This is a genomic window from Pseudarthrobacter sp. AG30, from assembly GCF_003116525.1.
GTDB lineage: Bacteria > Actinomycetota > Actinomycetes > Actinomycetales > Micrococcaceae > Arthrobacter.
In genome coordinates, this window is sequence record NZ_QEHL01000037.1 from 21,443 (window position 1) to 34,228 (window position 12,786).

A 12,786-nucleotide genomic window follows, 5' to 3' on the forward strand; every position below is an offset into this window, starting at 1 on the left:
CATAGCTAAACTTCTTCCTCCGACGTCCGTACCTCGGTCGGGGCAGGGAGCGCCGACTGCGTCACGTGCTCGGTCGTGTACCAATCGCGCGGGATAAGCGCGATGCCGTCTCGCCATGTCTCGATGATCGACTCTTGAAACCATTCGTCGGCGAAATCCGCGTGGTCGAACGCGATGATTTGTAGTTGACCGTCGAGTTGGGTGACGGCGTCAAACATCATCCGGTACAGCTTCCGGGTGTTGTCTCGATCAGTGTCGGACAGTTCGGCAAGGTCTCCCCCGCTGTGTCGGTCCCGGGGGAAGAAGGCTTGGCTGGGCTGGTCGAGGACGATGAAGCGGGGAACTGGCCGGTTCGCGTCGATGAAGTAGTCCTGCAGGGCCAGGTAGGCGGTGAGGTGGTAGCCGACCCAGCTCATGCCGCTGCCGATGGCGCCGGCATCCATGTAGGCCGGGCCTTGGAGGGTGTCGGCCACGACCGTCAGGCGGTAGGGATCGATCCGTACGCCGTGGTCGGAGTGTTCGAGCGGCAGAGCCTGCGCCAGCGCGGTCATGCGTCGACCGACAATGCTGAGAAGGGAGTCCATCGCCGAGCGAAGAGCGTCAGGATCCAACTCTTCCGTGAGTTGCGTAGCCTTGTCTCCGAGGGCTTCAATCGCACGTTCCAGGTCCGCGATGGTGCCATCACTTTCCACCGTGGTCGTGTCGAGATGCTGAGCGATGCGGCCGCGAACGAAACTCTGCTGATCCCACGTGCGCCCCGCAGCCGCCCGGATGTCATCGGTGTGCGCGAGCTCATCTAGCGCCGTGTTGATGTCCGTCAGGTCTGCTCGCACCTCGTCACGAGTCTGGATGAGCTCGGAGCGCGCAGCAGTGATGCGCGGCTGGTCACGCTGGGAAAGCTCGATGCGGCGCGCGACACGGCCCAAACTGTGCCCGATTGCGTCGTGTGTGGCAGTATCCGTCAGGGCGGTCTGGCAGACCGGACAGGTGGCCCCCGCATCCATCGCGTCCGGGATGAGCCCGATGGATGCGAGCCTGACGCGGTGCTCATCTAGTTCTGCGCTGTACTCATTACCTACCCGCGCAAACTCGTCGAGACCACGGAGCTTGTCGTTGATATCTCGCAGCGCATCACGTAGTTCTACGCGGCGGGCGATGAAGCTCTCTGTCTCTGCGTCACGATCAACCTCGTCAGCGTGCGCCGCCGGCTGCTCCGTGTGAAGGACCGCCGAGAGGAGGGCGATCGCCTCGCCGGCGTTGCCCGGCGTGGCGTCGACTGGCAGCAATCCACTGGCCCGGGCGTCAGCGATAAGTCCGGCCGCACGACCCACTCCCAACTCCCTCGCCCGGTGTGCCTCGGCAAGACGAGCTTGCTGGCGCCGAATGTCGCGGCGGAGCTCGGAGAGCTGCTCACGCTTGCGGAGCGCATCCGGGCTCTGAGCGCCGAGGAAGTACGGGAAGGTATCCCGGATCGCTTGCTTTTGGAAGTCGCGGTTCTGGTGGTGGAAAAGAAGGTCGGGGTTTGCAACCTCTCCCTGCCCTTGGAAGCAGTAGTACAGCGAGTGCCTGAAGTTCGCGGCAAGGGCTCGGCGTGTCCGCCCTTCGGCAGGCACGTGAAGGTTTTCCTCGATCCCGATCAGACCGCCAAGGTAGTCGACGACGTCGGTGGTGTTGGCATTGGGCTCGAGGGCCGCGAGCTCGGGGACCGCGCTTTCGCCAATCGAGAGCATTACCTGGGATGTCGTTATTCCGTGAGCGGGTGCCGGACGTCCAATGAAGAACTGTGTCTTGCCAACATGTGCCAGGAGTCCGTACCAGGAGACAGTGTCCTGGATCGGGCCTAGCGGGACGTGCGGGCTGTCGCCACCGAGGAGGAACCGGAGGATGCCAATGATGCTGCTCTTGCCGGTGCCTGACTCACCCGAGATGATGTTGAGCCGTCCTGGTCGGAAGCGGATCTGACGGATGTCCCCTGCAGCGTTGTAGAGGATGAGCGCATCGAGTTGCATCAAGGTTTGACTCCCCAGTGAGCGAGGGTGGTGGCTTCGTCCGCCTCGGATCCTCCGAACCAACGTCCGAGGAACTCGGCGGCTTTCACGCAGTCCGTCCAATCATCGGTTGGGAAGAGTGTGCGCGGGCGGCGGGCGAGCTTTCCTGCAGCTATGGATCCGAGCGAGCCGGTGAGGACGGTGTGCTGCAGCCCGTAGCTGATCGCGGCTCCGGTGAAGGCGCGGAATGTGCGGGCTCGGTTGGCGAAGTCCATGAGAATAACCGGGTTGCGTCGGAGCCACGCCCACATCGATGAGGCGGTCGTGCCCGGAAGCGCTTCTCGCGTGGGTTTATGCAGAGCGCTGGGCAGGATGAGGAACGCGAATGTGATCGGCATCGCGGTGCCCGCTTTCGCTCCGTACGCGGCGCATGCCTTATTGAGCAGGAGGGCGCAGAACGCAGGGTTGAAGAGTGTGCTGGCCTCGGAGTCCGCAGCCGTGATGGGCGTGGGTGTACTCACGCGACGTCCTGCACTTCGGCAATGCGGTCCTTCAGGAGGTTGAGCCAATCCGGATGCCAGCCAATTTGCAGCCGATCGGCAAGGATGTGCAACGAGCCGAGCGGAATGTAGCCGGATCGGACCTCCGCGCGAATCTCCGGCAGGGTGCGTTCCTGGAGTCGCGCGTACGTCGTTCGCGCGAACTTTCGCTTCTCGTCATCGCTGACCACGTCGTCCCCGTCCGGCTCCTCCAAGGGGAGGAACACACGTTTCCATTCCTCCATCAGGCGCCGGTCGTAGGAGTCGAGTTCGCCGATCGCGAGCAGCTGCTCGCGTTGCCACCGGGAACGCTGCAGGAAGGCCCGGTTGTGGTCGTATACAGCCTGGCGGATGCGTTCATGGTGCAAGAGGATGATCTGCAGCTGCTCGACGAAGACCCGGTCGTCTCCCGCAACCTCGTCTGGGCTCGGTTCCGGTTCGTTGTCATAGTCCAGCGGTAGATTGTCGTCTCGGAGCAACTGAGCAATCAGGTGGAGCTGATCTTCGATCTCTCGAATATCTATCCAGTCGGCTTCACCGCGGGCGACCTTGGTGAGATGCACCATCGTGCGCCGGTGCCACCAGCCGCGCAGCCGATCAACAAGAGGTTGACGGCGTTGCTGCACAGTGGTCTTGCGGACGGTAGCGACGAGTTGCTCGGTGATCCGTTCACCAGTAGCCGCCGAGCCGAGCACGACGACCCTGTTCAGCAGCCCTGTCCGTTGCACGTCGTTCAGGGAGAGATACCTCGTGTAGTAATCAGCGGATGCCGCGTTGCCAGCGGCACGAGCGACGACGTCGAGTCTCTCTCTGGCAGCGAGCACATGCTCGCTGCTGCGCCCTGGACCGAGCAGGCTTGCCGCTGTGCCAGACTTCGGGGTCGCCGTCGAGTACAGGAAGCATGCGGAGCGGTCGTCCGATGTCTCGGTCCAGTTGTGCAGCGTTTTCCAGAGGTCCGGACTTGCATCGCCGAGAGAGCCCTGGCGCTCAACATGATGCTTGGTTTGCCACAATTCCTGTGGCTGTCCGCCCACCTCGAACACAATATCATCCACGGTTTCGAGAGACAGCCGAAGGCTGTCCTCGGTATCCATTCGTTGCAACGCGATGAGCAGGGCGTACTCGACCTGGGCGAGATACCCGAGCGCCGAGCCCGCGGCGCTGAATCGGTTGCTCTCGGCGATGCTCATGGCTTTACTCTAGCGACTGTTCTGCTGGGTCATCGGTGCGGTCCTGGTCAAAGACGTTGAAGCTGTAGTTCTCCACTTTCGGCGCCAAGGCCGAGGGGATCTTGGAGACTGTGCAGATTTGATTGGAGATCGCTTCCTCCGCGGTGTCGATACACCTTCTACAGCAGGCGGCTATCGGACTGGTCTACGGCTTCGCGTTTCCCCCCCCCTGTGCTCGGGCATATCCCGGTCTGCGACGTCCCTGCCGGCATCGTGGACCGGTGCATCGACGACTGGGAGCCGTCGCTTCCGCTTCTACGCCAGAGAACACGACTGCGGCTCTACGCCCGTCGGATATTGGATGATTTGCACGCGGTTCGTCACCTCCTCGGTCCACTTCCCGTAACCGATGAGGAGCAAATGCTCGTTGCCAGCGATTCTGCTCCCAGTGGTTTCGCGGTCCATGTCCCACACAGTTCCGACAAAGTATTGAAGGCGCAGGCAACGTCCCAAGGTCGGAGCGGGTTCTGCTGGACCCGGGAGAAGGGCCCGTCCGATTCAAGTAGAACCCGCTCGACAGGATAACCAGGATGCTGGGACATTGGGTCTTGCTGGATTCCTGCAACCGGGCGGTACTGGGGCTGACGTAAAGCTTAGAGAGGCGAGGCTCGTGCCCACCTCATCCGGGATCTACTGCTTCGTATCCCCCCGGCCTCAAGCCACGCGAGCAGGTCCATCTGTTCCTCACTCAGCTTCTGATTCTTTTCACTGAGAGGGGAACGCTGAACATCAGCCTGCCCGGCCGCCTTGACGGCATCGCTATGCCGGCGTTTAGAGCGATCGCCTCGGGACTTCGCAGCAGGGGCCTGAATTTCGCAGCCAGCAAGCTTCTAGTCTTGTCTCCTTTCGTCATGCTGCAAGGCTGAGGCATAGCGTCAGTGCTGGCGTAATGTCTCTTGCATGGAAGCTACCTCAGACGATGCCCTCGCTCGCACTGCAGAATTAGCTGAACTCGCAGACGCAAGTCGGACCGCGTTTCTTGCTCTAGCTAAATCTGCATGGCAACCGGCAGAAGATTCCGCCGCAGCCTCAGCCAAGATTGCCCTTACCGCCAAAGACCCTGCAACGAGCAGCGCCGGCATTCTTTCAGGCTTTGACCTTGTCTCCGAAGTTGTTGTGACGTATCTGGAAGTTGCCGCCAATCATCTGGGTGGACTGGCCGCTCTTTATCGCAGTGGCGAGGTTATGTTTTCGCCGCTACCGCTCGTACGGTCGATATTGGAGTACAGCGCTCACGCAATGTGGGTGGTTGGCGACGGCTCGGGGCTGGCGGAAGACATGTTGGCCCGCGCATATCTTGAGGAGTTTGTCAGCTCGGAATTCGCAAAGATGGCCGCAGGCCGTATGGGTTCCAAAGAAGACGATTCCCACCAGAATGCGCAAAAGCGTTGGAAGGCAATTCGTGAGCGGGCAATCGCCGCATTTCCTGGGACCACGCCGAAAGACCTCGGTGAAAGGACCATCGCCGGTCAAACTCTCTTGTCGCCAGAAAGCGCCGTTTCGTGGATGTTCGACCTGCTCCACTCGAACGCCAACGGCAGCGTGAACGACAAGCAATCCGAAGGGATCTACGCATTTTTGTCGAGCGGAACCCATCCCTCGCTGTACCAAGCCCGCCAGATGCGTACGTACATTGACCAAGGTAAATATGTTGGAACGGTCCTGACAGTTGATTTGGGCTACCTTGAGAGACTGCTCGGAGTGGGTGTCATAGCCTTTTACAACGCCTTGTCCTATGTCATGTCCTTCTACGGGCTGCCAACTGAAGCTCATGACGTGCTGACACAGCAAATTGACGACATCTTGCCGGGGTACCTGAAACCCTGACGTCGGGTGACCAAGGTCAGCGCACCCGCCAGATACTGTTTGCCAGCCAGGGGTCGAGCCTCGAGCCTCACGCGCTCTAGGCATAGCAAATGATGGCGGAAGGCTAGCGCCGCGTCTTGTTTCCCTGCCGTGCACCTTTCCGAACTCGGCTGAACATGACTACCCAACGGCAACACGCCAAGGGGCTTCACGTACGAGCTGTTCGATCTACCTGATGACGGCAGCCTCCGCCGGGAGGACGGCTTCGCGGTTCGTTCAGAAGAGGATTCCCGGATGAGTGTCATGCCGCCGTCAGGACGGCACTTCTCATGAGGATAATCGATTTGTAGGTGCTAGGGTTCCGGTAGCCGCACGCGGTGCGCTTCATTTGCTTGATGGCTGTGTTGTTGGCCTCAACCTTGCCGGTCGTGGCGCCGGCGACGATGAGGACTTCGATCTATTCCACCACCTGCAAACGATGCGGTAGAGCTTGTTCGTCTCCGGCTGTCTGGCAGCCTCGACCAGAGTCTTGAGTTCCGGTTTCGCAGTGGCTGCATCGGCCAGAGACCCGGTGCGCAGCAGCAGCCGGAGCTGTTCTTTGACCTTCCACACGGCCTGCAGTTTCCCGGCCGGGTCATCGGCGGCGAAGACCTCGCCCAGCCGGCGGGTTGACTGCCCCGATTGCGTGTCGCCGGCGCCGCAGGAGCAGCATCCGGTGGGCCCAGGAAGCCAAGCTTATAGGAGATCGCCTCGGCTTCCTGCCGGCAGGAAGCTCTGCGGGAGTCTCAGCGAGTCATGGCTTCCATCCTACTTCTCTGCCCGTTCGGGTGGCACCAGCTGGTACCCCGCGCCAATGCAATAAGGCCCCTTCATCAGTTGCAAGGGGCTTCTTTGGCATCCCGCGGCGGCAACAGTACAGCTGTCCAAGCCACGCCTCAGAGACCAACTTCTTCGAGCATTGCCATCTGCCATCTCCCGCCGCCAACCGCGCTTGAATAGGCTACGAGCCGAGAACTCTTAGGAAGTGCATGCAGCTGCTGTTCCAGCAATGCCGCAAGATTCGGATCTACCGACTTAACGTAGGCAATCATTCCTAGAATCCTTGGCAATGGCCACGCACCCGCATGTGAAAAGTGAGCCATACCAAACTTACTCAGATAGTAGACCTGCTTGCGAAGTTCCTTTTTCATACCTCGCGGAACATGTGGACGCGTGAGGCTTTGAGCAACGTTGAGCCCAAGAACGACGCGCCTCGTCGACATGAATCTTGTCTTCTTTTCGTTTGGCAACCAGGCATGAGAGTCCAATACCGCCAGGAGATCATGAAGAAACGAATCATCGACCGCTGACCCGGAAAAAACGAGGTCATCAACCCAACGCGTGTACTTCACAGCACGAGCTGCACAGAGTCGCTCAATGTCTCGATCCGTTTCACGAAACACAAGATTGGATATCAGCGGGCTCGTACGGAACCCAAGCGGCAATGTGTTCGAGCGCAGGCAGCACCCCACAAAAACGTCAAGAGCCTCCTCGTCAAGCAAGGGATTTAGTGCATCCCTGACACGTTGCTCACTTATCTGGCCAAAAAAGTCTTTCAAGTCAACGACTAGTGCGGATGGGGCACCCACGTGAACTTGGGCGGCTGAGTACGTCGACTTACCCGACACGAAACCAAAAACAGAATCCGGCGCCACATAGAGGGACTGTAGGGCCGCGGTCATGCGCTTCAGCAGAGAGTCCAGGGGTCCAACGGAACGCCACCCGTCACGCCCCCGGAAGCGTACGGGGCGTGCATGCTCCATTGCCCACTGACGCCACTCTGACGATTCGGAAGTCGTTGGGAGACGACCATTCATGCTCCCAACAACCTGAAGCTGCCACTTCAGGCTCCTCCACACAAGTTTCTGCTGAACCACGGTCACGCCAATCCGAGCTGTAATCTGAAGCGCCCCCCGGTCAGTAGCGACAACACAAAAAGTGAACAATGTACCGAATCGGCAACTTATCTACATCGCGGGGGGTGCGACTTCCATAATAGCGGTGGTGAGCGCCCAAGCGCTTAAGACAAGACACCTGTGTGCAATCGAACCTGATTTATCGAAGAAATGCTCGTCCGGATGTTCTCAAAGTTGCGAAAGTTTGCATCCTTCGGACTCACATGGCCCAAGGCAGGCCCACCCGACGCGAACAGAGTTCCTCGGCATTGTCCGCTGCACTCGTCAGCGCCGGCGCAGTCGAGCTCGTTCTGTCCTATGAGTCTTGAGATCCCTAAGATCATATAGTCCGCAATCGACGACAGATCCGATTCACCCTTGCTCAGAATTCCAACCGCGGGCAGAGGACCATCCCAACTGTCATTCTGATTCACGCAAAATTGAACTAACGGCGCGAACTTCGAGTTCAGACCTGTATATTCCTCGAAGCCAAACTCGATGGCATAATCTCGAGAATAACGACGCACAAGATCCTTCACTAAAGTCGCATGCAAGACCGCATAAGCACGACTAAGCTTTGCACCTTCAACCTTCTCCATCATCTCAATATAACGATAATGATATTTAATACCAATAGATTGACCCATAAAGCGCCACAAAGGAATGGCAGTTGAGATTTGATCTTCAGTCAAATGCCATCCCGACTCTTCCAATCTCAATCTTTCGTCATGGTTTGCAATCGAGCGATCATTCGCAACTTCTTCGCGAAGTAGTTTCAACTTAGAGAGCACTTCGGCATGGGACTCTTCCCCTTCGACCACAGCTGCTCCAACTGCATATATATAGGAAATGCGCCGAGCGTTACCACTATCCTTCCACGGGATTTTATACTCTGACTCATCCGCGTATACAAAGACTTTTTCCATATGCTGCGGCCCGCCCATATAGCCCCTTTTCTTGGATTGGCTGCGCCAATGCTCGTTTAATCAATAGTTCAGGATGAAGTCCTCCCAAGCTCACTCGAATCTACTACTGCCTCAGCAAAGGCTGAGACTTCGGTGAACATGAAGGGTTTGCTCGGAGCGGACACCGTCGTTCTCACCTTTGACATCAGATGAACGAACGGTGCAAGCAAGGAACGGCGTCGCCCCTCCTTAATGCTGGGGTCGCGCTACCTTCAAGTGGAGACGCCCACAAAGTGACTGCCAGCCCTATGTGCCATGAACATGCAACCGAAGCGCAACCCCGGTGTCAGCGCTGGTCGAAAAGTGGGCCATTTCGTGGGCAAGCCGTCACAATGGCCCACTTTTCGACCGTCACCGACACCCGGCCATCAGCAGCAGTTAATAAGACCGCCCCGGTGGCCCACGGGACGGGATGTACCTGATCCGGACGCTGGAGCCATGGAGCCCGCAAAAGAATACGGAATCCAAGGCAGTGAGCGCGAAGCGTATGGACTTAGACGCGGACTAGTTTAGTCGGGGCACATGGATCGGTAGTGGCAGGACGTGCGGCATTGACCGCATTTGCGCACCCGGGGACTCTCGGATGGCTTGGGGTTTGCAGCAGGAGCCACTCCGGCCGGGTCTGACGTTGCGGTGGGGACCAGATCATCGAAGTACCCAGGCGCTGCAGGATTTGCTGCCGTTCACTTCAAGGACCCTCAGCTCTTCCACTGTCAAGATCTGGGTCTGAGAAAGCTGCTTCACACATCATTTCAAGGAACCGTTCGTTCAAACACCGAACTTGCTCCGCGCCCATTCCTCCCCTGCCAGCGGCCTTGGCAAGCGCTTTAGCCTCATCACCGACAATTTTGCCATCCGCCAGCGCGAGGGCGAGCACGTCAAGATACTCTGTCGCGGTCGCGTCCGCGACGTCGGCTGTGCTGATCGGCAGCCGGGATGGCCGAGCGAACGAGCATGGACAGGTACGACGATCAACCGGAAGAAGAGTCCGGATCCCACACACCTTCACTCTGTCGACGGATCGGACGCCGGCCACAGATACCCCAAGGACGTTCCAGCTGAACCCGGAATGTCCTAAGGAAACCGAGGGTCCGGGGCGCAGGATCATGTCGCGTCAAAGGAGACCTGCATAAAGTGGTGAAGGCAGAACCATGAGGAAGGGACCAAAATGCGGGGCCGAAAAACCGACCGTGCACAGAAGTGTGCACAATGTGCACACCCCCTTTGGCCCGACAAACACGAGATGAGCGCAGTCTACCTGGCTCGCAGCAAGCAGCTCTCCGCGGAAGATCCTCGAAGAGAATTCGGCTTAGTCATGTCGTCACCACAACTCCTGGCCATGAACGAGTGACGGCCAACAACTGGCCACCGAAATCAGCAAAGGGACCACACATAACCCCTAGATTCCAGCAAGCGGAGGGCCCACCAGCCAGGACCCTGAACCCGCCACCCACACAACCGAACAGGCGACGCGGCGCCAGGCACTGACCGCGGACAGTGTCAGAGGGACCCGCGGAAGGGTCAATGTCCACACATTAAAGCAAAAACCCCTCTGACGAGGGGTTATGCGTGCCCGAGGTGGGACTCGAACTACATTCCAGGCCCTGCAAACACGGGGAACCCGCGAAAACATGCGGAATCCGTGCCCGTTCGGAGACAGTACGGGCTAATCCGAGGCCAGGAGTGTGCACATTGTCCACACTCCTGGCTCGGGATTTCTTTGCTTGGTTTCCCTTACTTTGCGTAGGCGGCCGGGACCTCGTAGTTCGCGGCCAGCGGAGGGAGCTTCGGGACCGGGTGCGGACCGCTGGAAAGCCAATCGTTGCTGATTTCGGTGGCTTTAGCGGCGTGGAGGACGAGCTGTGCCGCGAGGGCAGAACCGGTGATTTTGGCGTAGGCTACGGCGGTCTCACCGACTGCCTCGGTGTGTTCGAGGAGCGGGAGCAGGTGTGCTGAAGTGACGTTGCTGAGTTTCCCAACCCGTTTGCCGTCGAGTTCGTACCTCGACCAGCGGGCGCTGTGTGCCGTTTTTCAACGTGTTGATCGCTTTGTGCAGGCTGACCAGCAGGAGGCCTCGACGGTCGGTTGGGACGTGGCTGGACAGCATGTCGAAGTGGTTCTCTTCCTTCAGGACCTGAATTCCTGATCCCCACGGCAAGAGCGTGCTCACGCCTGTGGGGGCCGCGTTGAGTGGAGTAATCAGTTCCGGTTCTGGCAGCGCAATGGTGACGCGTGCACGAAGCTGGGCGCCGTCGTCGTATCCCCAAATGCGAGCGGTAGTTGCAGCGAGCAGTCCGCTGGCGATGCTTCTCCTGATTGGTTGTTTATAGCGAAGCGCGTCCTCACGACTGAGATAACCAAGCACCCGGCCTCTCCACCGAACACTGATGGCATTAGCATCGTGCGGGTTGTCCGGCTCAGCAACCAACTCCACCTCAACACCTTCAACTTCACCGTCGGACCCGCGAATGGATATGGCTCCGTTGGCGAGGAGCGCGGTCTTGATTGCCTTAGCGTAGGCGTGCTCACCAACGACCTCCACGTTCGACCACGCAGCGCGACCAAGGGAAACAGGATACGAGCGCTTAGGGGAGGAAGAAGGCTGATTGACCGCTGCAATTGGTTCCAGTGGCACCGCGTACGACGAATCCTGATGAGGCGAAGCGGCATTGTCGGGCTGACTTTCGTGCTGCGAAAGCGCCGTCGTGACCGCCAGGCGTGGGAGGACGCCACCTATTCAGCCACTACTGAAGAATCTCTCAGGGTCCCTGGTGGCGGTATCGAAAACTTGGCTGATGACGCTGCGTCCGCCCGCGTTCAGCCTCGCCGGGCTTTCGCCGACGAAGGTAAGGAGGTTTGCTGCCTCTCGAATAGGAGACCCCAATCTTGGGGATCCTCACCGTAGTTGTTGTGCGACGCATTGCCGACTTCGTGACCCGGAAGGGGCCGCCCCCCAACGCTTGCGCTCAATCCGCGCTTCGATGCGGTGATCCGCACCGGCCCAAAACTCTTTGACTTGTGGTAACGAAACCCCAAAGCCGTACCCCCGATAAATCTGGCATACGAAAGCCAGTTCTCCTCATACGAGAGATTCTATGCATCAGCAATCCGTCCAGGACCAAACGGCCACCAAGCGAAATCTCCACGCCGCTGCAAAAAAGCCTGAGCGCCCTCAACAACCGCCGAAGTCATGCGGTCCCATTCTTCAAAACCCATGGAAAAGAACAAACTCATCGCTGCTTGTCATTCTGATATGTCCCATGGTCGCTGGGCGGGCCCTCCGCGCAACCAGGGCGCTACACGCCGACCCCGGAACCGAAAACTTCCCAGACCGGAGTCGGATGGCGCCGGGACGAAGTTTTCAGCCCCGGCGCCGGTCCCCCAAGTTGCACTCCGTCCCCTCAGCCCAGCGGATGGTCCCCTACCAGAACGACGATCACGACCAACAACCGCAGACAAAACAGAAATCAAGGGTGAAGGAAACGGGATCATGGAAAAGCTCACGATCAAAACACCATCGGATGTCCTCAGCTTCATCGGGCACACCCTGGGCTTCTGGCCCCAGGAAAGCCTGGTGTGCATCACGATGAACGACAACAGCATCGGTGCCACTCTCCGTATCGACCTCCCCCACCAACCGGGCCAGGAGCTCAACTACGCACGAACGGTCGCCCACTACCTCACCAGTGACACCACTGCAACATCGATCCTCTTCGCGGTCTACACCAGCGAAACCACCAAACCCGGACAGCCTAAACCCCAAGCCGGAGCCATCGCCGCACTCACCGGGGTGCTCGCCGAGCAGGGAATCACCATCCGGGACGGCCTCTTCGTCGGGGAAGAAACCTTCTCCCCCTACGACGGCGAACCAGGCACCAGCCTCGCCCTGCCCGTAAGCTCCACAGAAACCAGCGCGATCAACGCCGAATTCATCTACCGCGGCAGCTTCGTCGAACCCACCGACCGCATCACCCTGCCAGCCACCGGCCCGACGGCCGCGAAAGCCGCCGCGGTTGAAAGCCACATGGACTCCATCAAGTCTCAACCGGCCGAGACGGCCCTCCGCCACGGCAGGGAACTCTGGGGCAACATGCTCGGCTCCACGGACTTCCCCAGCGACGACAACTGCCACGCCCTCGTCGCGAACCTGCAATTCCCCGCCATCCGAGACAGGCTCATAGCCGACATCCCTGGGATGGACGAACAGTCCCCACAATGGTCACGCATCGAATGGGCACAACAACTCCTCCTGCATGCCTACACCCGCACCTCCCCCGAACACGCAGCACCAATCCTCACGGCGATGGGACTGCCCCCGGTTTTGT

At 59.3% G+C, this 12,786-nt stretch carries 10 protein-coding genes; 2 read left to right on the plus strand and 8 right to left on the minus strand.

The features are described from left to right. Window positions 1-5 precede the first annotated feature (5 nt). Genes DC347_RS20540 through DC347_RS20550 form a run of 3 tightly spaced genes read right to left on the minus strand, consistent with a single transcriptional unit; the run spans window position 6 to window position 3,717 of the window. The gene (locus tag DC347_RS20540; protein ID WP_109864303.1) at window positions 6-2,009 is read right to left on the minus strand and encodes a DUF3732 domain-containing protein; all 2,004 of its coding nucleotides are present in this window, start codon (window positions 2,007-2,009) and stop codon (window positions 6-8) included. Beyond that, on the minus strand, window positions 2,009-2,509 hold the full coding sequence (locus DC347_RS20545; RefSeq protein WP_109864304.1) for a three component ABC system middle component: 501 nt from the start codon (window positions 2,507-2,509) through the stop codon (window positions 2,009-2,011). Before DC347_RS20545 ends, DC347_RS20540 begins: the two co-directional genes overlap by 1 nt. After that, window positions 2,506-3,717, minus strand: a complete 1,212-nt coding sequence (locus DC347_RS20550; RefSeq protein ID WP_109864305.1) for an ABC-three component system protein — start codon at window positions 3,715-3,717, stop codon at window positions 2,506-2,508. Before DC347_RS20550 ends, DC347_RS20545 begins: the two co-directional genes overlap by 4 nt. Window positions 3,718-4,656: 939 nt before the next feature. Between DC347_RS20550 and DC347_RS21565 the strand changes: the two genes are divergently transcribed. Beyond that, a complete protein-coding gene (locus DC347_RS21565; RefSeq protein WP_133247121.1) occupies window positions 4,657-5,583 on the plus strand; it encodes a hypothetical protein in 927 nt (308 codons plus the stop codon). Between the two features lie 280 nt (window positions 5,584-5,863). Here the strand turns inward: DC347_RS21565 and DC347_RS22215 are convergent, their stop codons facing one another. From DC347_RS22215 to DC347_RS22220, 5 genes are all read right to left on the minus strand, one after another. After that, on the minus strand, window positions 5,864-6,019 hold the full coding sequence (locus DC347_RS22215) for a transposase (protein WP_109864307.1): 156 nt from the start codon (window positions 6,017-6,019) through the stop codon (window positions 5,864-5,866). Window positions 6,020-6,497: 478 nt separating this feature from the next. Next, on the minus strand, window positions 6,498-7,418 hold the full coding sequence (locus DC347_RS20565; RefSeq protein ID WP_368665770.1) for a reverse transcriptase family protein: 921 nt from the start codon (window positions 7,416-7,418) through the stop codon (window positions 6,498-6,500). A 203-nt stretch (window positions 7,419-7,621) separates the two neighbouring features. Then, a complete protein-coding gene (locus DC347_RS21570; RefSeq protein ID WP_133247123.1) occupies window positions 7,622-8,440 on the minus strand; it encodes a hypothetical protein in 819 nt (272 codons plus the stop codon). 1,930 nt (window positions 8,441-10,370) lie between these two features. Beyond that, window positions 10,371-11,096: an HIRAN domain-containing protein gene (locus DC347_RS20570; RefSeq protein WP_165838102.1), complete on the minus strand. Its 726-nt coding sequence runs from the start codon at window positions 11,094-11,096 to the stop codon at window positions 10,371-10,373. 182 nt (window positions 11,097-11,278) lie between these two features. After that, complete coding sequence (locus DC347_RS22220; protein WP_368665769.1) at window positions 11,279-11,497, minus strand: DUF4236 domain-containing protein; 219 nt, start codon at window positions 11,495-11,497, stop codon at window positions 11,279-11,281. 454 nt (window positions 11,498-11,951) lie between these two features. Here DC347_RS22220 and DC347_RS20580 point away from each other — a divergent pair. Next, window positions 11,952-12,786 (plus strand): DUF4192 family protein (locus tag DC347_RS20580; protein ID WP_109864311.1); only part of this gene is annotated, 835 nt, incomplete at its 3' end.

What these genes read in the sequence shown, in the direction of transcription:
- DC347_RS21570 (WP_133247123.1), bottom strand. Translation starts at nt 8,440, where the DNA reads ATGGGCGGGCCGCAGCATATGGAAAAAGTCTTTGTATACGCGGATGAG.
- DC347_RS20550 (WP_109864305.1), bottom strand. Translation starts at nt 3,717, where the DNA reads ATGAGCATCGCCGAGAGCAACCGATTCAGCGCCGCGGGCTCGGCGCTC.
- DC347_RS21565 (WP_133247121.1), top strand. Translation starts at nt 4,657, where the DNA reads ATGGAAGCTACCTCAGACGATGCCCTCGCTCGCACTGCAGAATTAGCT.
- DC347_RS20565 (WP_368665770.1), bottom strand. Translation starts at nt 7,418, where the DNA reads ATGAATGGTCGTCTCCCAACGACTTCCGAATCGTCAGAGTGGCGTCAG.
- DC347_RS20540 (WP_109864303.1), bottom strand. Translation starts at nt 2,009, where the DNA reads ATGCAACTCGATGCGCTCATCCTCTACAACGCTGCAGGGGACATCCGT.